This window comes from Thermaerobacter composti (genome assembly GCF_033582035.1).
GTDB lineage: Bacteria > Bacillota > Sulfobacillia > Thermaerobacterales > Thermaerobacteraceae > Thermaerobacter > Thermaerobacter composti.
Genome location: NZ_CP132508.1, coordinates 1286718 through 1309055, shown reverse-complemented (window position 1 = coordinate 1309055; position 22338 = coordinate 1286718). Strand labels below are relative to the sequence as shown.

Below are 22338 nucleotides of genomic sequence, written 5' to 3'. Positions count from 1 at the left end.
CCCCTCACCAGGGCAGCGCGCGCCGCCACCAGGGCGCCAGGGGGACCGCCGCGGCCGCCACCAGGGGCTGGGATGCCAGGGTCACCCCATCCAGCTCCAGGCGCGCGGTGCCCACCCGCTGACCCGCCGCCACCGGCGCCGCCACCGCCCGGGCCACCTCCACCACCCGGCGGACCCGGGGCGCCACCGCGGGCGGCACCAGCGCACCGAGATCCCCCGCCAACTGGGCCTCGACGGCGGCGACCATGCCGTCGCGCACCGGCACCCGGCCCAGGACCTCGCCCTGCCGACCGCCCGCCACCGGTGCGAAGGCGCGGAAGCCCCACTCCAGCAGGCGCTGGCTGTCGGCCCAGCGGTCGCCGGAGTCCAGCACGACGGCGATCAGGCGGCGCCCGTCCCGCTCCCCGGAGCTGACCAGGCACGGTCCCGCCGGGCCGGTCGTGCCGGTCTTCACGCCGCGAACCCACTCGTGGTACCAGAGGAGGCGGTTGGTGGAGCTCAGGACCCGCACCCAGTCCCCGTCCCCCCGGCAGAGGACCTTCTCCGGCTGGCAGACCAGGCGCGCGAAGTACTGGTTGGCCAGGGCGTAGCGGGTCATCGCCGCCAGGTCGTAGGCCGTGCTGTAGTGGCCGGGGTCGTGCAGCCCGTGGGGGTTGGTGAAGTGGGTATCCCGCAGGCCCAGGCGCAGGACCGTCTCGTTCATCAGGCGCGCGAAGGCGGCCTCGCTGCCGGCGATGTGCTCGGCGATGGCGACGGCGGCATCGTTGCCCGACTCCAGCATCAGCCCCCAGAGCAACTCGCGCAGCGTGTAGCGCTCCCCGGGCTCGAGGTCCATGGTGGACCCCTCGGTCGCCGCCGCGTGGGCGCTGACCGTCACCACGTCGTCCAGGCTGCCGTACTCCAGGGCGACGATGGCCGTCAGGATCTTGGTGGTGCTGGCCGGCGGCCGGCGCTGGTGGGCGTTGTGGGCGTAGAGCACCTGGCCGCTGGCGGCGTCGACCACGATGGCGGCCGCCGCATCCGGGGCCGGCGGCGGCTTCACCCGGTGGCGCCAGAGCGGCGCCACGCCCTCGGGCACGCGCTCCGGGGCGATGAAGGCCGCGGCGGCGGACCCCTCGAGCGCGCCCGCACCCACGGCAGGGCGCCAGGCCCCGGTTCCCGGCCGCGCGGGGTCGGACGAACCGGCGCCCCCGGGTTCCGTTGCCGCAGATCCCGGCGCGCCCTGCCGGGCGGGCACGGCGGCACCCCGCCCCGAGCCCGGCGGCCCCGCCGCCCCGGGCCCGCCGCCACCGGCCGCGGGCCCGGTTGGCGGGGCCAAGGCCGGTTCCACGGGGGCGACGGCCGGGTGACCCGGCCACAGGGTCGCGGCCCCGGCACCCCGCGGCGGGGCGGCGGATGCACCGCCCAGCAGGACCGCGGTCAGCAGCAGGACGGCCAACCCCTGCCGCAGCGTGCGCCGCCGAGGGCTCCACCCTGACGGGTCGCGATGCCCGTCGCGGATCGCGGCGTGTCGCATCACGGGGCGGTCCCTCCCCCGCCAGCCTCCGCCCCATGGGTATGGCGGATCGCCGCGCCGTAGACCGGCGCAGGGCGCAGCGCGCACCCTCGACCGGCACGCGCACGCGGACGCGGCCGGGGTCGCCGCCCCCGGCGGACTGGCGGTCCGGCGTCCCCCGGGCCGCCGCGACCGCCGTGAAGCCCCGCCGGCTCGCGGCCCGAGCCGCCGGACTGCGGCCCGGGCCCGCCTCAGGACGCCCCGGCTGCGGCGCCGGGCTCGAGGTGCAGGTTGAGCGGCGATTCCTCCGGGGGAACCTCCAGGTCCGCCGTCTCCACCCGCAGGGCCAGACCGCGCGGATAGCCGACGCGGATGTCCAACCCCTGGCCCAGCTCGACCTGCTGCCGGTCGCCGCGCTGCATCAGCCGCTCGAAGACCACCCGTCCCTCGGCATCGCGCACCCGCACCCAGACGCGGTCGGTCGCCTCCAGGGTCACGGTCAGGGGCGAGCCGTCGGCACCCGCCGCCGGGCCCGCGGGGCCGCCGGCGATGGTGTAGTAGACGTCGTCGCCCTCGCGACGCACCGTCACCTGGGGCACCCGGGGCTCCTCGGCCGGCGACCCCGGCGCCGCCCCGCCCTCCCCGGCGGTCTCGCCCCCGCCCTCGCCACCCGGGACGGCGGGCTGGGTGCCCGGTGCCGACCCCGCCGGGCCGGAGCCGGCCGGCGGTCGCCCCGCCTCAGGCGCCGACGGCGCCCCGGCGATGTAGAGGCCCGCGCCGACCAGCAGCAGGAGACCGAGCAGCGCCATCCCCCAGCGCGCCCAGGGACCGACGCGCCGTCGGGCCGTGCCGCCGAACGCCTCGGCCCCGCGCCGCCATCGCCGGCCCGAGCGCGGCAGCGGCCCGACCAGGGGCGGAGGCGTCCAGGGCTCCGGCACCTGCGGCCCCCTCTCCGGTGGCGGCACCCGGCCCGCCGGGGCCCCGCCGCCCGCGTCCGTCGCCACCCGCCCCTCGCCCGCCGCGCGGCGCGACGGGGCAGCGTCCGCTCCATCGCGGTCCCCGTCGTCCCCGATGGTCGGGACCGACGCCCCCTCGCCGGCGGGGGCGGCACCCGCCCCGTCGGCCGCGGCGCCGGCCGCGGACTGCGCCCGCTTCCACCGGCTGTACGCCTGGGCCAGCTCCATGCCGTCGAGCCCCACCAGCTTGGCGTACGCCCGGATGAAGCCGCGGGTGTACACCTCCGGGGGCAGCTGGGCGTCGTCACCCCGCTCCAGGGCCTCCAGGTACTTGCGCCGGATCTTCGTCGCCACCTGGACGTCGTGCAGGGTCAGTCCCTTGCGCTCCCGGGCCTCCCGCAAACGCCGCCCGATCTCCTCCAGGGTCACCCCATCACCCCCGTGCCCGCGCCTGCCATCCCCCCGCGCGGCGGCCGTCGCGCCCCGCGCCCCCCACCCCCGGCTCCGGTCACCCGGACCCTGCCCGCGGTGCCCCCATCCCGTGGTCCGGCGGCCGCCCGCCGTCGCCCCGGGCCCCGCCCGGCCGCCCGGGAGCCGGCCGCCGCCCGCCGCCGGCCGGACGACGCCCGGCCCGGGCGCGTCGTCAGGGGTAGAGCCGGTTCAGCAGCCGCGGGAAGGGGATCGCCTCGCGCACGTGTTCGAGCCCGCAGATCCAGGCCACGGTGCGCTCGATCCCCAGGCCGAACCCCGCATGGGGCACCGATCCGTAGCGGCGCAGGTCGATGTACCAGGCCAACGCCTCCCGGCTCAGGCCGTGTTCGTCGATCCGTCGCAAGAGGAGGTCGAGGTCGCTGATGCGCTGGCTGCCGCCGATGATCTCGCCATAGCCATCGGGCGCCAGCAGGTCGGCGCACAGGGCCACCTCGGGCCGGTCGGGGTCCGGTTCCATGTAGAAGGCCTTGACCCGCGTCGGGAACCGCTCGACGAAGACCGGTCGCCCGAAGTGCCGGCTCAGCGCCGTCTCGTGGGGGGCGCCGAAGTCCTCGCCCCAGGGCAGGGTCAGGCCGTGTTCGTCCAGGATGCGCAGGGCCTCGTCGTAGGCGATGCGCGCGAAGGGCCCCTCGACCTGCCGCCGCAGGTGCTCGGGATCGCGCCCCAGCGTCTCCAGCTCGCGGGGACAGCGCTCCAGCACCCCGAGCACCAGCCGGCGCACCAGCCGCTCCTGCAGGGCCACGTTGTCCTCGTGGGTGAAGAAGGCGGCCTCGGGCTCCAGCATCCAGAACTCCAGGAGATGGCGCCGCGTCTTGGACGGCTCGGCGCGGAAGGTGGGCCCGAGGCAGTAGACCTTCCCCAGCGCCATGCACGCGGCCTCCATGTACAGCTGGCCGCTCTGGGAGAGATAGGCCTTCTCCCCGAAGTAGTCGGTCTCGAACAGGTTCGTCGTGCCCTCCGGGGCCGACGGCGTCAGGATCGGCGCGTCGACCCGGACGAACCCCTCCTGGGCCAGGATCTCGGCGGCCAGCGCCATGACCGCCGCCCGCACCCGCAGGATGGCGTTCTGGCGCGGCGTGCGGATCCACAGGTGGCGGTGGTCCATCAGGAAGTCCACGCCGTGCTCCTTGAGCTTGATCGGGTAGTCCTCGGCCACGTGGACCGGCTCGAGGTCGGTGACCTCGATCTCGTAGCCGCCCGGGGCGCGCCGGTCCGCCCGCACCCGCCCGCGCACCCGGCAGGACGACTCCTGGGTCAGCCGTTCGAACACCGCCAGGCCCTGGTCGCCCACCCGATCGCGGCTGAGGACGCACTGGATGACGCCCGTGCCGTCGCGCAGCAGCAGGAAGGCGATGCGCCCGCTGGATCGGCGGTTGTAGACCCAGCCGGCCAGTTCCACCGCCTCGCCCTCGTGCTGGCCGACCTCGGCCACCGTCACCGTCACGTCGATCCCTCCACCCTTGCCCATCCTGCCGTCGAGCCCGGGCGCCGCGCCGCCCCGCGCCGATCCCCGACGCCTCAGGCGAACAGGTCGCGGAAGAGCAGCCGCACGCTGTCCCAGAACACGCGGAAGAGCCCGCCCCGCGGGACGGCCTCCGCCGTCACCAGCGGCACCGTGCGCAGCACCCGGCCGCGGGCGTCCTCGATGGTCAGGGTCCCGACCCGCGCCCCCTGCGCCAGCGGCGCCACCAGCGGGTCGCGAAGCTCGACCCGGGTGCGCACCTCGCCGGCCTCGGTCTTCGGCACCGTCACCACCGGCGGCGCCGCCGGCTCCACGGTGACCCGAGGGCGGGCCCCCTTGTACACCGGCACCATCTGGCGGCCCTCCTCGCCGAAGGCGACGCGGGTGTTGGTGAACTGCTGGAAGCCGTAGTCCAGCAGCCGCTGGGCCTCGCGGACCCGCAGCGCGTCGCTGGCCGCACCCAGCACGACGGCGACCAGCCGGCGCTCGCCCTCCTTGGCGGTGGCGACCACGTGGAAGCCCGCCGCGGCGAGGTGCCCCGTCTTCAGCCCGTCGACCCGCCGATCGCGGAAGAGCAGCCGGTTGTAGTTGGGCTGCGGCGCGAAGTCCTTCCACGTGAAGGTCTTCTGGCTGGTGTACTCGAGGATCTCGGGGTGCGCCGCGAGCACGTGCAGGGCCAGTCGGGCCATGTCCCGCGCGGTGACGTGCTGCTCCCCGCCCGGCAGGCCGTGGCTGTTGCTGAAGCGCGACGCCTGCAGGCCGATCTCCGCGGCGTGCCGGTTCATCATCGTGACGAAGGCCTGCTCGCTGCCGGCCACCGCCTCCGCCAGCACCAGGGAGGCGTCGTTGCCCGAGGCCACCGCGACGCCGCGGATCAGGTCCTCGATGCGGACCCGCTCCCCCACCCGCAGGAACATGGCCGAGGGCCCGCCGATGCCCGCCTGCACCGAGAGCCGCCACGCCGCCTCGCTGACCGTCACCTCCTGGTCCAGGGCGATCTTGCCCTGCTCCAGGGCGTGGAAGACCAGGTCGAGGGTCATGATCTTCGCCAGGCTGGCCGGCAGCACGCGCCGGTCGGGGTCCTGGGCGTAGAGCTCCTGGCCGGTGACGGCGTCGACCAGCAGGGCCGACCGCGCCTGGATCCGGAGATCGGCCGGGGCCGCGGCGTCGGCGGCCGGCGCCCCCTCCTGCGCCGCCGCCTGCGGCCCTGCCGGCCCCCCGGCCAGCGGCACCGTCAGCACGAGGACGAGTCCCAGCACCGCCAGGAGACCCTGCCGCCTCGCCCGCCGGCGCCGCGCCGCGGCGCCGGCCCGCCGCCGATGCGGGTGCCCGCCGTCGAACCCCATGGGAATCCCCTCGCCTCCTTCGCCAAGCTAACCCCCTTGGGGCCCTGCGGCCTCCCGCGCCCGCACCGCCCGCACCAGGTCGCTGCGCTTGCCCGCCTTGAGGACGAAGCCGGGCAGCTCCCGTCCGATCAGCTCCTGGGCCAGACGAGCCGCCGCCAGCAATCGATCCAGGTCGACCCCCGTGGCGATCCCCATCTCCTCGAGCATGTGGACCAGGTCCTCGGTGGCCACGTTGCCCGTGGCCCCCGGCGCGTAGGGACACCCCCCCAGCCCGCCCACCGCCCCGTCGTAGACGGTGACGCCCGCCTGCAATCCCGCCACCACGTTGGCCAGGGCCGCCCCGCGGGTGTTGTGGAAGTGCAGCCCCAGCTCCAGGTCCGGAAAGCGCCCGCGCAGGCGGGTGCACAGGCGGTACACCTGGGCGGGGTTCGCCATGCCGGTGGTGTCGCCCAGGTAGACGGCCACCGCCCCCAGGTCGCGGTAGGCCGCCACGATGCGCTCCACCCGTTCCTCCGGCACGTCCCCCTCGTATGGGCAGCCGAAGGCCGTGACCACGTAGCCCGTGAGCCGGACGCCGGCCGCCGCCACCCGCTCGGCCACCGGGACGAACCCGGCCAGGGACTCGGCGATGGTGCGCCGCACGTTGTGCCGGTTGTGGGTCTCGCTGGCCGAGACGAACAGGGTCACCTCGTCGACCCCGCAGGCCAGGGCGCGCTCGGCGCCCCGCAGATTGGGGACCAGGGCGCTGTACACCACGCCGGGTCGCCGTCGGATGCGGGCCATCACCGCCTCGGCGTCCGCCAGCTGGGGGATCGCCCCCGGGTGGACGAAGGAGGTCACCTCGATGCGCCGGAACCCCGCCTCCGTCAGCGCGTCGATCAGGCGCACCTTCGCGTCGGTGGACAGCACGCGCTCCTCGGCCTGGAGCCCGTCGCGAGGCCCGACCTCGCGCACCGTCACCCGCTCCGGCCATCGCACCGCCCATCCCCTCCCCCTGGACCCGTCCGCTCGTCGCCGTGCGGGAGCCGTCCGCCCCAGGCGCCCGCGAAGGGGCCACGGCGAAGGCGGCCATCGCCCCGGCGACCCCGGGCGGGGCGCCCGGTCCCCACCCCATCGGTCCCGCGGCCGGCACCCGCGGTCCGGCGGGCGCCATCGGAGCCCGGCGGGGCAGCCCCGCCACGCCGCCTCAGCACCCCAGCTCGCGGGCGATCACCAGGCGCTGGATCTCAGAGGTCCCCTCGCCGATCTCCATCAGCTTGGCGTCCCGCAGGTACCGCTCCACCGGGTAGTCGCGCACGTACCCCGCCCCGCCGTGGATCTGGATGGCCTCGAGGGCCGCCCGCACCGCCAGCTCCGACGCGAACAGCTTCGCCATCGCCGCCTCCCGGCGGTACGGCCGGCCCCGATCCCGCAGCCAGGCCGCCCGGTAGACCAGCCAGCGCGCCGCCTCCAGCTCCGTCGCCATGTCGGCCAGCTTGAACTGGATCGCCTGGAACTTGCTGATGGGCTGCCCGAACTGGCGACGGTAGCGGGCGTATTCCAGCGCCGCGTCGAGGCACGCCTGGGCGATGCCCACCGACAGGGCGCCGATGCCGATGCGGCCGCCGTCCAGGGTGCGCAGGAACTGCTCGTGGCCCTTGCCCCGCTCCCCCACCAGGTGGTCCAGCGGCACGCGGCAGCCGTCGAAGACCAGCTCGGCGGTGTCCGAGGCGTGAAGCCCCATCTTCTCGTACCGGCGCGCGACCCGCCAACCCGGCGCCCCCCGGGGGACCAGGATGTTGCTGATCCCCTCCCGGCCGCGATCCGGGTCGGTCACCGCCGCGACCACCACGTAGTCGGCGCGGCTGCCGTTGGTGATGAACGCCTTGGTGCCGTGGAGCACCCACGCGCCGTCGTCCTCCACCGCCCGGGTGCGGATGGCGGCGGTGTTGGAGCCGGCCTCCGGCTCCGTCAGGCCGAAGGCGGCCACGTACTCCCCCCGCAGGGCCGGGGCCAGCCAGCGCCGCTTCTGCTCCTCGCTGCCGAACAGGTACAGCGGGGTGCAACCCAGGGACACGTGGGCCGCCACCGTCAGGGCCGTGGCGGCGCAGCCGCGGGCGATCTCCTCGATGGCGATGGCGAAGGCGACCGTGTCGCCGCCCGATCCACCGACCTCCTCGGGGAAGGGCAGGCCCAGCACCCCCAGCTCGCCCAGCTCCCGGAACTGGTCGGCGGGGAAGGCCCCCGTGCGATCGCGCTCCGCCGCCCCCGGCGCCACCCGGCGCGCCACGTAGTCCCGGACCATCTCCCGCACCAGGCGCTGCTGCTCCGACAGCTCGAAGTCCAACGGCGCCACCCCCGTGCGCATCCGCAACGCGCCGAGCGGGCCCCCGAGGGCCCGCCGCCGCGCGTGAACCCATAGCTAGTTTCGGAAGCGGCCGGAGGTGTCCTGCCGATGCCGCGCCGGTCGCGGCACCCGTCGGCACTGGCGCCGGGGCGCGGGGCGCCGCGCGGACTGGCGTCCGCGTCAGCGGCCGGCGCCGCTCCGGCGCGGGCCGTAGGCCCGCTCGATGACGTTCCAGAAGGCGTCGTCCTCGTAGCCCAGGCGCCAGATGGCGATGCCGCCCAGGCTGTACTTGCGGACCATGTCCAGGCGCTGCTGGAGGACCCGTTCGTCCAGGTACCAGATCTCCCGCGGCTGTCCGTCCTCGCCGGTGTAGGTGAAGTGCGGGTTCTGGCTCGCGCGATCCCACCGGGGCCGGATGCCGTGGCGGTCGAGGATGCGCCTGACCTGCCAGAGGGGGACGGGCGTCGAGTGGGCCTCGTTGCCCGGCCCCGCCCCGGCGGGCCAGTCGTAGCCGTAGGCGCCCACGCCCAGCAGGATCTTCCCGCCCGGGATCCCCGCGTCCAACATCTCCTTGAGGTTGGCCTCGACCCAGCCCGCCGGCGACACCGGGCCGGGCTGGCTGCCCAGGTAGTGGCGGTCGTAGGCCATCAGGATCACCTGGTCGGCGTGCTGGGCGAAGACCCGCCAGTTGTGCCCCCCGTGGACCGACGGGTCCACGTCCACCTTGGGGAACGCCGCGATGTCCAGCCGCTTGTCGGTGGGCAGCGCCCGGTCCAGTTCCCGGATGAAGGCGGACATCAGGGGCTCCGCCTCCGGCGGCAGCAGCTCGAAGTCGATGTTGACGCCGTCGTAACCGCGCTGGCGCACCTCGGCCACGATGGCCTGCACCGCCCGGGACCGGGCGGCGGGATCCACGAGGAACCCGGCCTCGTTGCCGCCGCTCTGCAGCAGGTTGAAGAGCGGGATCATGCGGATGCCGTGCTGGCGGGCGAAGTCGATGACCTCCTGGCGGATCTCCTGGGGCCACAGGCTGCCGTCGGAGCGGATCGAGTACCAGAAGGGGCTGATGCTGTCCAGGAGATCCGGCCGCTTCCGGACCGAGGGGAAGGAGTCGCCGAAGATTGGCGACCACCCGTTCTCGAAGAAGCCCAGGACCTCCGGCCGCATCAGCCCGGCCGGCTTGCGCAGGGGCGGCTGCCCCTGGGGCGATCCCCCGCCGGGCAGCGTCGCGAGGATCAGAAGGAGGATGCCCACGGCCACGGCGCCCACCTGCCAGCGCCGGTCCGTGCGCAGCCGCTGGGCGATGCCGCGCCAGCCGCCCAGCGCCTGCCACCCCTGGCCGGCGCCGGCGGCCGTGCGGCGCCACCAGCCCTGGAGCACCCGTCCGACCCCGGCTCCGGCCGCCGGCGGCCGGCGGCCGCCGGGTGCGGCGCCGGCCGGCTCCGCCTCGCCGCCGGTACGCCGCGGATCCGCGGCACCGTCCGCCTCCCGCCGCGGATCCGTGGGACCGGCCGCCTCCCGCCGCGGATCCGCGGGACCGGCCGCCTGCGGCGGCCCGGCTCCCCGGCCCGGGCCGTCGGGGCCGTCCATCGCACCGCCCCTCGGAGGCCGCGGGTGGGCTCCCGGATCCGCATCCGCGCCCGCCCCGGGCCGGGCGCCCGCGCCGCCCGGCCTGGCGCCGGGCGGTCCGCCGGTTCGTCCCTCGCGATCGCCAGGTCCTTCCGTCCTCACGCCATCGCCTCCCCATCCAGGATCGGTCCCCGCCCGGCGAAGCCTCCGCCGGCCCGCGGCCGGAGCCTGGCACCCGCCCCTCGGGCGTCAGCCGGTGATCCGCCCGCCGGGCGTCAGCGGGTGTGGCGCTCGGCGTAGGGCACCGGCACGAACTGCACCGAGGGCCGGCGCCCGTCGGGCTGGGGATAGAGCTCCATCAGCCGGTAGACCAGGTCGGGCAGCTCGCAGCGCACCTCCAGCCCCAGGGCGCGCAGCTCGTCGCACCCGATGGGGAAGTCGTGGGTCCAGCGCCCCTCCGTCAGCGCCTCGGCGATGCGGCGCGCGTCCTCCTCGGGCAGGCGGTCCTGGAGCAGGCGGTACACCGTCTGGCGGACCTGGGCGATGGCCTTCTGCGCCACGTCGCCCAGCACCAGCGTCCGGTCGTCCACCTTCTCGGGGCCCTTCTGCCGGATGGCGGCCAGGATGCTGGCCGCGGGGTAGCCGCCCAGCTGGGGGTCCACCGGGCCCACCACGGCGTTCTCGTCCATCCAGATCTCGTCGGCCGCCAAGGCGATCAGCGTGCCGCCGCTCATGGCGTAGTGGGGCACCATCACGGTGACGCGGCCGCGATGGCGGCGGATCGCCTCGGCGATCTGCTCCGCCGCCAGGACCAGGCCCCCCGGCGTGTGGACGATCAGGTCGATGGGCATGTTGGGCGGCGTGTAGCGGATGGCGCGCAGCACCTGCTCGGAGTCGTCCACGGTGATGTACCGGGTGAGGGGGATGCCGAGGAAGCTCAGGGACTCCTGGCGGTGGATCAGGGTGATCACCCGCGAGCCCCGCTCCCGCTCCAGCTGCCGGATCACCTGCAGCCGCCGGTCGGTCACCCGCCGCTGGCGGAGCAGGGGCAACACCGTCCAGAGGACGAGCACGATCCAGAACAGGTTGCTGAGCAGCGCACCCCACGTGGCGTCCAAGGGCGTCACCGGCCGGCCGCCTCCGGCCCGCCGCCCGTAGTGTGCGCGCGAGCCCCCGCTTCTAACGGCCGATCCGCCGCCGGAGGGCCGAGCCGTCCCCGGGCGGTCGAGCCGCCCGCGGCCCCCGGTCACCGTCCGGGCCCGAGGCCCATAGGATGGCGTGGCAAGGGCCGCGGCCGCCCGGGACGGCGGCCCGGACGGTGGAGGAGGATGCCCCATGAGCCTGCCCGAGCCCTGGCACCATGCGGTCTCCCCGCCCCTCCCGGGGCGACCGCCCAAGCCCCGGCAGCGGGGCCTGACCATGATCCTGGACAAGGGCCTCGGCCCCGCCGCCACCGCCGACCTGCTGGCGGTGGCCGCCCCCTGCATCGACTACTGGAAGCTGGCCTTCGGGACCCCGGCCTGCTACCCTCCGGCGGTGCTCCAGGAGAAGGTGCGGCGGATCCGGGACGCGGGGATCGCCGTCTACCCCGGCGGCACCTTCCTCGAGGTCGCGCTGGCCCAGGGCCGGTTCGCCGCCTTCGTCGCGGCCGCGCGGGCGGTCGGCTTCACCCACGTGGAGGTCTCCGACGGCACCGTCGACATGCCGCCGGCGGTGCGGCGCGCGGTGATCCGCGCCCTGCGGGCCGAGGGATTCGGCGTCGTCAGCGAGGTGGGCAAGAAGCACCCCGCCGACCGCGTCTCCACCCTGCGCCTGCACCAGCAGGTGCTGGACGACCTCGAAGCCGGCGTCGAGAAGGTGGTGGTCGAGGCGCGCGAATCCGGCAAGGGCATCGTGATCTACGACGAACACGGCCGGATCGACGAGGAGGAGTTGGAGGCGCTGGTGGGAGGGCTACCCGATCCCTACGTGTTGATCTTTGAGGCGCCCCACGTCCAGCAGCAGCAGGATCTGATCCTGCGCTTCGGCCCCGCGGTCAACCTGGGCAACGTCCAGCCCGCCGACGTGCTGGCCCTGGAGGCCCTGCGCCACGGCCTGCGCGGCGACACCCTGCGCGCGGCCCTGCTCGGTCGACCCGACCTGCGGACCGTGCGCTTCCCCCAGGGGTGAGGGCGATGGCCCAGGGGCCGCTTCCTCGGGACGAACGCGGCCGGGCGGCCCAGGGGCACCCGCCCCCGCCGACGGTGGCGACGGGTCGGCCACCTGCCGAGCCCGGGCGCCCGGTGGTCCTGGTGGCCGAGTTCTGCCCACCCGAGGGGCTGCGCGCCCTCGAAGCGGGGGGCTGCCGGGTCGTCTACGCGCCCGACGGGCCGCGGGAGCCCGGCCGGCTGCGGCGGCTGGTGCGCTCGGCCGACGCGCTGCTGGTCCGCAACCAGGTGCGGGTGGACGAGGAGCTCCTGGCCGGGGCGCCGCGCCTCAAGGTGGTGGGACGGCTCGGCACCGGCCTGGACAACGTGGACGGCGCGGCGGCGGCGCGGCGGGGGGTGGCGGTGGTCTACGCACCGGGGGCCAACGCCCGCGCCGTGGCCGAGTTCGTCCTCGCCCAGATGCTGGCCCTGGCCCGCCGGCTGCCGGAAGCGGCCGCCATGGGCGCCTCCGGCACCTGGCTGCGCCCGGCGCTGGTGGGGGAGGAGCTGGCCCACCGCACCGTGGGCATCCTGGGGCTGGGTCGCATCGGGCAGGCCCTGGTGCCGCTCCTGCGCCCGCTGGTGGCGGCGGTCGCCACCCACCACCCGCGGCGCGGTCCCGAGGACCCCGGGTGGCGGCGCCTGGGCGTGCGGTGGATGCCGCTGGACGACCTGCTGGCCTGGGCCGACTACCTGGTGGTGCTGCTGCCCCTGCGGCCGGAGACCCGCGGGCTGCTGGACGCCGCGCGCCTGCGCCGGCTCAAGCGGGGTGCGCGGCTGGTGGTGACGGGGCGCGGCGGCGTGGTGGACGAGAGGGCCCTGGCCGGGCTGCTGCGCGAGGGCCACCTGGCCGGCGCCGCCCTGGACGTGCGGGCGCTGGAGCCGCCGGGCCCGTGCGATCCCCTGCGCGGGCTGCCCGGGGTGGTCCTGACGCCCCACGTCGCCGGCCTGACGGCGGAGGCGCAGACGCGCGTCGCGACCCAGGTGGCCGCCGACGTGCTGCGGGTCCTGCGCGGCCAGCCGCCGCGGCATGCGGCCGTCCTGCCCAGCCCGCCGGGCCCGGCCCCCTCCCCCGGCGCGTCGGCGGTCCGGGGCCGTGGCGCCACCGCCGCCGACGCCGCAGCCCCGGCCGCCACGCCCGGCACCTTGCCGCCCCGTCCGCCCGCTCGCTAGAATGGGAGCGAACCTCGCAGACAGGAGGCCGACCATGGTCGCCGTGCTCTCCTTCCTGAGCAACTGGGTCCTGCCCTGGGTCTTCGTGTTCTTCGTGGGCTACTGGCTGTGGAGCGTCACGCGACCGCCCAAGCGGGCGTGGTAGGAGCCCCGGCGGGCCCTGGACGCGGTGCCGCGCCTGGGGCCGGGGGCTGGCTGGCAGGCGGGGGGCCGGAATGGGGCCCGGCGCGCCGGGTCCCGGCGCCCCGGTGCCCTGCGCGCCCTGTCGCGCGGCCCCGCCGTCCTGGGGTCGGGGGACGAGGGCGTCCCCCGACCCCAGGGCGCCGTCGGCGACCCCGCGGCGCCGGGCGGGCAAGGTCCAGGGCCGCGGGGACCTCAGCCGCCGTCCGGCACGTTGCCGGGATGGCCCTCCTGCACGTCGCCGGCGTCCCCTTCGGGGTCCTGGTTCTCACTCTCCCGCTGGCGGTTGCGGTCCGGCGTCATGTCCATGCCCGTGCGACCCGTCTCGCGCAGGAGCATGCGCCAGTAGGGCGCGTCCTCGTACCCCAGCCGCCAGATGGCCACGCCGTAGAGGTCGTGGCGCCGGGCGAGGCGCACCTTCCGCGCCACCGACACCTCGTCCTCGTACCAGACGGTGTGACGGACGCCGCGTTCGTCCACGTAGGTGAAGTGGGGGATGCCGTCGTCGTCCCGCTGCACCCGGATGTCGTGCCGGCGCGCCAGCGTGCGCACCTCCCGCAGGGAGACCGGCACCGCCCGCTCGGCGCCCTCCGCCCAGTCGTAGCCGTAGGCGGGGATGCCGAGCCAGATCTTGTCGGCGGGCACGCCGTCCTCCCGCGCGGCGGCGATCACCTCCCCGACCCAGTCCAGGGGCGCCACCGGCCCCGGCCGGGTCATCTCGCCATGCCGGTCGTAGGCCATCAGGACCAGCCGCGCGTACTGCGCCAGCCCCTTGTAGCTGTAGGCGTCCTTGCTGTGCTGCGTGGCGTCCTCCTGGTGGCGGTGCGGGATCACCGAGACGGTGATGGCCTTGTCATCCGGCAACGCCTGGCGCAGCTCGCGCACGAAGGTGGTCAGCTCCTGGCGACTCTGGGGCTTCAGCAGTTGGAAGTCGATCTGCACGCCGCCGTAGCCGTGGCGCCGCACCAGCTGGACGATGTTGTCCACGGCGCGGCGCCGCGCCGCGGCATCGGTCAGGAAGGCGTCCGTGCCCTGGTAGTTGTTGAACAGCGGCATCAGCTTGATGTTCTCGCGGGCGGCGAAGTCGCGGAGGTCGCGGTCGCTGCGGTCGACCACGGAGCCGTCGGCGCGGACGCTGTACCAGAAGGGCGACAGGTACTCGATGTGGTCCCGGTAGCGGCGCAGGGTGGCGAGGATGTCCTCGCCGCGGGCCTCCTCGGTCTCGTCGTAGAAGCCGAGGATGAAGAGCTGCCCGGGGACCTTGGCCCGCGGCGCCTGCTTGGCCGGCAGCTGGAGGTTGTCGTTGGAGCGGTCGGAGCCCGGCTTGGCCGTCGGGCCCCGGTCGCCCGCCAGGGCCGCCCAGAGGCCGGCGGCCACCACCACCGCCACCAGGACCCAGACCCACGTGCGGTTGCGCACCCTCCCTCACCTCGCTTTCCGGCCGTAGTATGGCCGCCCCGCCCGGCCGCGGGCGGCTCGCGGGGCCGGCAGGTTTGCGCAGGGTTGGGACGGTGCGCCGCGCGTTCGCAGGATGACGGGCGCCGCGCGCCCGCCGATGGACCGCCGGCAGGAGGCCGCCGGCAGGAGGCCACACGCCGCCTACGGGGCGCCGGCGCCGGGCGCCGAGGGCGGCGCCGGCGGCAGCCCGCCGTCGCCGTGGCGGCGGCGGAACTCCTCCCAGGTGATCAGCACGTCCCGCGGCTTGGCCCCCTGATGCGGGCCGATGTAGCCGCGTTCCTCCATCATGTCGATCAGCCGCCCGGCCCGGGTGTAGCCCACCCGCAGGCGCCGCTGGATCAGGGACACGGAGGCCTGCCCCGCCTCCAGCACCACCCGCACCGCCTGGGGGAACAGGTCGTCGTCCTCGGCGGCGGCCGGGCCCTCGCTGGCCTCCACCTCCGCGCGCATCACCTCGGGGTCGTAGTCGGGCCGGGCCTGGCGGCGCAGGAAGGCCAGCACCGCCTCCAGGTCCTTCTCCGAGATGTAGGCGCCCTGGACGCGCACGGGCTTGGTGGCCCCCACGGGCAGGAAGAGCATGTCGCCGCGGCCCACCAGCTTCTCCGCCCCGGCCCCGTCCAGGATCACCCGCGAGTCCGTCTGGGACGAGACGGCGAAGGCGATGCGCGAGGGGATGTTGGCCTTGATGACGCCCGTGATCACGTCCACCGACGGGCGCTGCGTCGCCACCACCAGGTGGATGCCGGCCGCCCGCGCCATCTGGGCCAGGCGCTGGATGGCGTCCTCCACCTCCACCGGGGCCACCATCATGAGATCCGCCAGCTCGTCGATGACCACCACCATGAGGGGCAGGGGCGGCTCCCCCTGCTGCAGGGCGCGCAGGTTGTAGCGGCTGACGTCCCGCACCCCGGTCTTGGCGAAGCGCTCGTAGCGCTGCTCCATCTCCCGGACCGCCCACTGCAGGGCGCCCGCCGCCTTGCGCGCGTCGGTGATCACCGGCGCGATCAGGTGGGGGATGCCGTCGTAGGCGCTGAGCTCCACCACCTTGGGGTCGATGAGCAGGAGCTTGACCTCGTCGGGCCGCGCCTTGAAGAGCAGGCTGGTGATCAGCGCGTTGATGCAGACGCTCTTGCCCGACCCCGTGGCGCCGGCGATCAGCAGGTGGACCAGCTTGTCCAGCGAGGTGACCACCGGCTGGCCGGCGATGTCCTGTCCCAGGGCGACCGTCAGCTTCGAGCGGGAGCGGGCGAACTCCGGCGTCTCCAGCACGTCCCGGAGCTGCACCGCCACCACCTCCCGGTTGGGCACCTCGATGCCGACGGCCGCCTTGCCGGGGATGGGCGCCTCGATGCGGACGTCGGGCACCGCCAGGCTCAGGGCGATGTCGCTGGCCAGCGCCTGGATCTTGCTGACCTTCACCCCGCGGGCCGGCTCGACCTCGAAGCGGGTGACGGCCGGGCCCACCGCCACGTCGACGATGCGCGCCTGCACGCCGAAGCTGGCCAGGGTATCCTGGAGCGTCGCCGCCTTCTCCAGGATCTCCCGCTGGCGGCGCGCGGCGGACCCCTGCCGGCCGCGGCTGAGCAGCTCCAGCGGGGGCAGCCGGTAGGTCGGCGAGGGCGCCATCGGGCCCGCCGGGGACGCCGGGGCGCCGGGCCCGTCGCTCGCTCCCCCGCGCCCTGCGGCCGCGCGGCCGCCCTGCGCGGCGCCGGATCGCGCGGACGCCCCCTCGGCGGACGAACCGGCCCGCGGCCCGAGGTCAGCCCCTTCCGCACCCGCATCCGCGGCTGGGGAAGGGGCGGCCCCGGCGGCAGGCTCCCCAGGGGGCGCCGCGCCCGCCGCCCGGGGGGTGCCGGGCCCGTGGGCGGCCCCCTGAGCGTGGAGCGAGTGGGGGCCGTGGGCCTGCATCGGGGCATGGCGCCCCTCCTCGGCCAAAGCGGTCCGGGCCGGGCTTCCCAGCGGGGCCGCCGGGGCGCCCGCCCCGGCGGCCCCGGCGGACGGCTCCTCGGCCTCGGCGGGCTCCTCCCCGGGGCTCGGGCCGTCCCGGCCGCCGTCCTGGAGGGCGCGCTCCACCAGGCGCTGGAGCCCCGGCAGCCCCAGGGCCCCGTCGCCGTCGGCCCCGGCCTCGCGCCAGAGAGCCCGCCCGTCGGGCGCGGGGCCGGGGGTGGCCGCGCCCTCCCGGGCGCGGCCACCCCACCACCGCCGCCACCAGGGCCGGCCCCTGGTGCCCGCCTCCGCCCCGCCTCGGGCCTCGCCGCTCGGGTCGGCCCCGGCGTCCGGGCCGGTTCCCCCTCGGCCGCCGCCCGCGCCCGCCGACGTCACCGGTGCGGCGGGCCCGCCGCCTGCCGCCGTGGACGCCGCCGCGGTCGACGCCGCGCTGCCGGCGGCGGGTTCGTCCGCCTCGGCGGCCAGGAACGTCTCCCCTGCCCACCGACGCAGTCGCCGGGCGGCCGCCGCCACGCCGCGGCCTCCGGCGGCGGCCATGGCGGCCAGCGGGATGCCGCTGATGAGCCGCACGGCCAGCACGCCCAGCGCCACCCATGCCACCAGCGCGCCCGTGACCCCGAAGGCGCGAGCCAGCGCCCAACCCGCCACCGTGCCCACCAGACCGCCGCCGGTGCGAAAACAGGTGGCCGACCAGAGATCGGGGCACGGACGGGCCGCCGCCACGGCCACCAGGACCACCGCCAGCACGAGGCCGGCCTGGCGGGGGCGGGTGCGGGACGCCGGGGTGCCCAGCAGGGCCTCGACGGCGCGCACGGCCATCAGCGGCGGCAGCACCCACGCCGCCCGCCCCAGCACCCACCGCAGGCCGGCGGCCAGCTGCGTGCCGACGACCCCGCCCGCCCCGGGACCCTCGGCCAGCGCCAGCGCCGCCGCCGCGGCCGCCACCAGCAGGACGATGCCCGCCACCTCCGACCGCAGGCGGGCGGAGTCCGGCCGCGCCGGCGCCCTGCGATGCCCCACCTTGCGCCGGGCCACCGTCCGTCCCTCCTCGAAGAACTCCCATTCGGCCGGGAACGCCGATCTCCTGGGGCTCGGCCGCCAGCGAGGGCCCGGGAACCGCCGGTCCCGAGCCCCCGGACCCTGTGCCCATCGCCCTGGGCGGGACGCACGGCCGCCCGGCCCCGCCGCCTCGAGGTCCCCCGATCGGCGCTGCGGACATGCCAACGGGCGGCGCTGTGCCCCCGCCGACGCGGCGCGCCCGGCTGCGGTGCGCTCCCGATCTCCGGACCCGCCGACCGCGTCTCCCGACCCGCCGACCGCGCCGCCCAGGCCGCCGCGCCGAGCAGCGCCGAGACCGCCACCAGCCCCCCTGCGCACCGCGGCCGACGCCGCCGCCCGTGCCCCCGCGACCCCGCCTACGCGCCGCGCCATCCCTGGTAGAGCAAGAGGAGGATGGCAACCGTCCACAGGTAGTATGCAAACCATGCCAGCCGTCCCGCCACCAGCCAGCGCAGCAGCCAGCGGATGGCGGCGTAGCCCGTCACCGCCGCCGTCACGGCGCCGGCCAGCAGGGCCGCCCAACCGTCGACCGTGGCCACGGCCGCCACCTCCGGCATCTGGAGCAAGGCGGCGCCGGCGATGGCCGGCACCGACAGCAGGAAGGACAGGCGGGCGGCCTCCTCCCGCTGGAGGCCGCGCAGCAGCCCGCCTACCAGCGTGCTCCCCGAACGGGAGATGCCGGGCAAGAGGGCGAGGGCCTGGAACAGGCCGACTACCAGGGCGTCCAGCGGCGTCGCCCGCTCCAGGGGCCGACCGGAGGGCGACCGTCGGGCCGCCCACCACAGCAGGCAGCCCGTCACGATCCAGCACACCGCCACCGTGGTCGGCGCGTCGAAGGCCGCCGCGATGGCATCCTCCAGCGCGAGCCCCGCCACGGCCGCGGGGACCGTCCCGACGACCACCAGCCAGCCCAGGCGCGTGGCGGGATCCATGGCCGTCCAACCGCTCCCGTCGGTGCCCCGGGGGGAGCCCCAGAGCCCACCGCCGCTGCGGAGGAACCCGGCCGCCGCGGCCCAGAGGTCGGTACCGTAGACCGCCAGCACCGCCGCCAGGGTCCCCAGGTGGACGAACACCTCGAAGGTCAGGCCGGGACGGCTGACGCCCAGGAGGTCCTCGGCCACCGCCAGGTGGCCGCTGCTGGAGACCGGCAGGAACTCCGTGAGGCCTTGTACCACGCCGAGCAGGATCGCCTTCCCCAGGGACAGCTCCACGCCGACTCCTCCTCACCACGGCACTTCCCCCATTGTAACGGCCGGGGGCCCCGCCGTCAGCGGGGCCCCCACCACCACAGGCGCCGTCCCGGCTGGAAGGCCGGGTCGAGGAAGTCGTCGGGATTGCCGGAGAGCAACCGCACGATGCGGCCGCCCCAGGGCGAGTCCGGCTCCACCAGGACCGTGCGGCCGTCGAGATCCACCTCCACCGGCTCCGGGCGGGGGCGGTCCCACCCTTCCAGGACCTGGTGCAGCGGGACGATGGTGTAGAGCAGCACGGCGACCCTCCTTTCCTCGTTCGGGGCCCCGTCGCGTCCGTCGCCGCGGCGGACCTGCCCCACCGGCGGCCGCGGCGGAGCCGGAGAATGAGGGTGCCGCCGCCGACTCAGCCTACCGGGTGAGGGCGTCGTTGCCGGGGCCCGGGTCCGCGGTCCGGCCCGCTGGGGCCGCCGCGGGCCCACCCCTTGCGGCCGATGCGCGGCGCCGCGCGGACCCCCGGATGCCTGGGTCCCGGCCGCGGTCGCCGCCGCGGCGCCCTCAGCGGACGCCGCGGGGATCGCCGGCCGAGCCCTCCGCCGGGCCGATCGTGGACCCGCGGGGTCCGGCCGCGGGGAGGCGCCCGCCGGTGCCACCGGCGGCAACGCCCGGCGCCCCCGGCACCGGCCCTCCTCGCCCCCAGCCGGCCGGAGGCGCCGCGGGGACCGTCCCCGGCGGCACCGGATCCGGCACCCCCAGACCGGGTGCACCCCCCGCTCCCGGGGCGGGGGCCGCACCGGCCCCGAGGCCCGCCGCGGGCGGCGCGCCCGCGGTCCACGGCGCCCCCGGGCCGTCGGCCGTGGTCATCCGGCGCGCCTGGTGCTCCGCGATCAGCCGGTTCAGGCGCTGAACGGCCTGCGCCAGGCCGCCCACCTCGTCGATCAGCCCCTCGCGCACCGCGTCCTCCCCGACCAGCACGGTGCCGATGTCCCGCGCCAGCTCCCCGGTGCGGAACATCAGCTCGCGAAACCGGTCGCGGCTGATGCGGGAGTTCTCGACGACGAAGCGGATGATGCGCTCCTGCATCTTGTCCAGGTACTCGTAGCTCTGGGGCACGCCGATGACGAGGCCGGTCAGCCGGATCGGGTGGATGGTCATCGTGGCCGTCGGCGCGATGAAGCTGACGTCCGCCGCCACCGCGATGGGGACGCCGATGGAGTGGCCGCCGCCCAGGACGATGGAGACCTTGGGCTTCGACAGCGAACGGATCAACTCGGCCAGGGCGAGGCCGGCCTCCACGTCGCCGCCCACGGTGTTGAGGATCACCAGCAGCCCCTTGATGGCGGGATTCTGCTCCACCGCCACCAGCTGGGGGATGATGTGCTCGTACTTGGTGGTCTTGTTCTGGGCGGGCAGCTGGAGGTGGCCCTCCACCTGGCCGACGATGGTGAGGACGTGGATGTCGGGGGGCGACTGGGGCACGCGGTCCGTCCCCATCTCCTTGATGTTGGCCGCCGCCTGCACCATGGCGGGCGGGCTCGGGGCACGCGCCCCGTCGCCCTCGGGTCGTTCCGGACGAACCGGCGCCGGCGTCGGCGTGTACGGCACGGTGGTGGGCGGCCCCGGCTGGGTCGCCCGGCTCTGCGGGTCCCGTGCGGGCAAGGGTATCCCTCCCTCCTCGCGCCTAGTATGGCCGCCCCGACGGGCGCGCCAACGCCGCGGGCCCGGCGCCGCTGCGCCGCCACCGCCGCGGCGGGCCGTCGGCGCGAGGGGGAGGGACGAGGGCGGCAGGCCTTCCGGCCTGCCGCCCGTCGCTACACCTCCAACACGATGGGCAGGATCACCGGACGTCGGCCCGTGCGCTCGTAGAGGAACTTGCCCAGGGCGTCGCGCACCGCCGCCTTGATGTTCGACCACTCGGTGATGTCCTGCTCGTCGATCCCGTTCAGCGCCTTGACCGCCCGCTCCCGGGCCTCGGCCAGCAGGTCCTCCGACTCGCGCATGTACACGAAGCCGCGGGTGATCAGGTCGGGGCCCGAGATCACCTTGCGCTGCTCGCGGTGCAGCACCATGGCGACGATCAGCACGCCGTCCTGGGCCAGCTGCCGCCGGTCGCGCAGGACCACGTTGCCGACGTCGCCGACCCCCAGGCCGTCGACCATCACCGCGCCGGCCGCCACCCGACCGCGGATGCGCGCGCTCGCGGCCGTGACCTCGAAGACCGTGCCGTTCTCGCCGATGAGGATGTTCCCATCGGGGATCCCCACGGACCGGGCCAGCTCGGCGTTGTGCAGGAGGTGCCGGTACTCGCCGTGGACCGGGATGAAGAACCGCGGCCGCGTCAGGTTGAGCATCAGCCGCAGCTCCTCCCGCGACCCGTGGCCCGAGACGTGCACGCCGGCGTGGGGGCCGTAGATCACGTGGCAGCCGCGCCGGAACAGGTTGTCGATGGTGCGCTGCACCAGCTTCTCGTTGCCCGGGATCGGGTTGGCGGCGATGACCACCGTGTCCCCCTGCATCAGCTCCAGGCGGCGCAGCTCGCCCGTCGCCGCCCGGGCCAGGGCCGACAGGGGCTCGCCCTGGCTGCCGGTCATCAGCACCACGACCCGCTCGGGCGCGAGGTCGCCGATCTTGTCCGCCGGGGTCAGGACGCCGCCGCTGTCCCGCAGGTACCCCAGCTTCATCGCCACCTCGACGGCGTTCTCCATGCTGCGCCCGATGACCGCCAGGCGCCGCTTGAACTGGGCCGCCAGGTCGAACACCTGCTGCAGCCGGTGCAGGTGGCTGGCGAAGCTGGCGATCAGGATGCGCCCCCGCGCCTGGCGGAACACGTCGGCCAGCGCCTCGCCCACCTGGCGCTCCGACCCCGTCACCCCGGGCCGCTCGGCGTTGGTGCTGTCCATCATCAGCACGTGGACGCCCTCGGCGCCGTAGGCCGCCAGCCGGTGGTAGTCCGCCGCCCGCCCGTCGATGGGCGTCTGGTCGAACTTGAAGTCGCCGGTGTGGATGAACAGGCCCACCGGCGTGCGGATGGCGAACCCGACGGAGTCCGGGATGCTGTGGTTGACCAGGAACGGCTCCACCGTGAAGGCGCCGGCCTTGACCCGCTCCCCGGGGCGGATGGCCCGCGACCGGGGCGGCAGCGCTCGCTTCTCCTCCTCGAGCTTGCGCTCCACCAGGCCCAGGGTGAGGCGCGTGGCGTAGATGGGCGCCTGGACCTCCTTGAGCAGGTAGGGGATCCCGCCGATGTGGTCCTCGTGCCCGTGGGTCAGGAAGATGCCGCGAAGCTTCTGGCGTCGCTCGACGAGATAGGTGTAGTCCGGGATCACGACGTCCACGCCGGGCATGTCGTCGCCGGGGAAGGCCAGTCCCGCGTCGATGACGATCAGGTCCTGCTCCGTCTCCAAGACCAGCATGTTCTTGCCGATCTCGCCCAGGCCGCCCAGCGGCACGATCGTGACCGCGGATCCCTTACCCTGTGCCGCGATCCCCGTCCACCTCC

Annotated in this window: 16 protein-coding genes; 2 read left to right on the top strand and 14 right to left on the bottom strand. The window is 76.0% G+C overall.

What is annotated here, in order from left to right; all coding sequences use genetic code 11:
- Positions 1–4 precede the first annotated feature (4 nt).
- The 8 genes from Q5761_RS05170 to Q5761_RS05135 form a co-directional block, all read right to left on the bottom strand.
- A complete protein-coding gene (locus Q5761_RS05170) occupies positions 5–1516 on the bottom strand; it encodes a D-alanyl-D-alanine carboxypeptidase family protein (protein WP_318751615.1) in 1512 nt (503 codons plus the stop codon).
- Between the two features lie 230 nt (positions 1517–1746).
- Positions 1747–2880, bottom strand: coding sequence for a helix-turn-helix domain-containing protein (locus tag Q5761_RS05165; RefSeq protein WP_318751441.1), 1134 nt, complete (start codon positions 2878–2880; stop codon positions 1747–1749).
- Positions 2881–3094: 214 nt separating this feature from the next.
- Positions 3095–4387: an asparagine--tRNA ligase gene (asnS, locus tag Q5761_RS05160; RefSeq protein ID WP_318751440.1), complete on the bottom strand. Its 1293-nt coding sequence runs from the start codon at positions 4385–4387 to the stop codon at positions 3095–3097.
- 74 nt (positions 4388–4461) lie between these two features.
- On the bottom strand, positions 4462–5751 hold the full coding sequence (locus Q5761_RS05155; protein WP_318751439.1) for a D-alanyl-D-alanine carboxypeptidase family protein: 1290 nt from the start codon (positions 5749–5751) through the stop codon (positions 4462–4464).
- A 27-nt stretch (positions 5752–5778) separates the two neighbouring features.
- The gene (locus tag Q5761_RS05150; RefSeq protein ID WP_318751438.1) at positions 5779–6729 is read right to left on the bottom strand and encodes a hydroxymethylglutaryl-CoA lyase; all 951 of its coding nucleotides are present in this window, start codon (positions 6727–6729) and stop codon (positions 5779–5781) included.
- Positions 6730–6937: 208 nt separating this feature from the next.
- Complete coding sequence (locus tag Q5761_RS05145) at positions 6938–8077, bottom strand: acyl-CoA dehydrogenase family protein (RefSeq protein WP_135226062.1); 1140 nt, start codon at positions 8075–8077, stop codon at positions 6938–6940.
- Positions 8078–8257: 180 nt separating this feature from the next.
- On the bottom strand, positions 8258–9667 hold the full coding sequence (locus Q5761_RS05140) for a glycosyl hydrolase family 18 protein (RefSeq protein WP_318751437.1): 1410 nt from the start codon (positions 9665–9667) through the stop codon (positions 8258–8260).
- 254 nt (positions 9668–9921) lie between these two features.
- On the bottom strand, positions 9922–10764 hold the full coding sequence (locus tag Q5761_RS05135; protein ID WP_318751614.1) for an SDH family Clp fold serine proteinase: 843 nt from the start codon (positions 10762–10764) through the stop codon (positions 9922–9924).
- 217 nt (positions 10765–10981) lie between these two features.
- Here Q5761_RS05135 and Q5761_RS05130 point away from each other — a divergent pair, with 217 nt between their 5' ends.
- Positions 10982–11815: a phosphosulfolactate synthase gene (locus Q5761_RS05130; protein WP_318751436.1), complete on the top strand. Its 834-nt coding sequence runs from the start codon at positions 10982–10984 to the stop codon at positions 11813–11815.
- A 5-nt stretch (positions 11816–11820) separates the two neighbouring features.
- On the top strand, positions 11821–13005 hold the full coding sequence (locus Q5761_RS05125) for a hydroxyacid dehydrogenase (RefSeq protein ID WP_318751435.1): 1185 nt from the start codon (positions 11821–11823) through the stop codon (positions 13003–13005).
- A gap of 375 nt (positions 13006–13380) precedes the next feature.
- Here Q5761_RS05125 and Q5761_RS05120 read toward each other — a convergent pair whose 3' ends face one another.
- From Q5761_RS05120 to Q5761_RS05095, 6 genes are all read right to left on the bottom strand, one after another.
- Positions 13381–14604 carry a glycosyl hydrolase family 18 protein gene (locus tag Q5761_RS05120; protein WP_318751434.1) on the bottom strand — a complete coding sequence of 408 codons (1224 nt, stop codon included), beginning with the start codon at positions 14602–14604 and terminating at the stop codon, positions 13381–13383.
- 180 nt (positions 14605–14784) lie between these two features.
- A complete protein-coding gene (locus Q5761_RS05115; protein ID WP_318751433.1) occupies positions 14785–17625 on the bottom strand; it encodes an FtsK/SpoIIIE family DNA translocase in 2841 nt (946 codons plus the stop codon).
- 380 nt (positions 17626–18005) lie between these two features.
- On the bottom strand, positions 18006–18860 hold the full coding sequence (locus tag Q5761_RS05110) for an undecaprenyl-diphosphate phosphatase (protein WP_318751432.1): 855 nt from the start codon (positions 18858–18860) through the stop codon (positions 18006–18008).
- A gap of 56 nt (positions 18861–18916) precedes the next feature.
- A complete protein-coding gene (locus tag Q5761_RS05105; protein ID WP_135225358.1) occupies positions 18917–19138 on the bottom strand; it encodes a YlzJ-like family protein in 222 nt (73 codons plus the stop codon).
- Positions 19139–19397: 259 nt separating this feature from the next.
- The gene (locus tag Q5761_RS12385; protein ID WP_413084576.1) at positions 19398–20498 is read right to left on the bottom strand and encodes a ClpP family protease; all 1101 of its coding nucleotides are present in this window, start codon (positions 20496–20498) and stop codon (positions 19398–19400) included.
- Positions 20499–20650: 152 nt separating this feature from the next.
- Entirely contained in the window at positions 20651–22291 is a 1641-nt protein-coding gene (locus tag Q5761_RS05095) for a ribonuclease J (RefSeq protein WP_135226060.1), read from the bottom strand.
- Positions 22292–22338 lie beyond the last annotated feature (47 nt).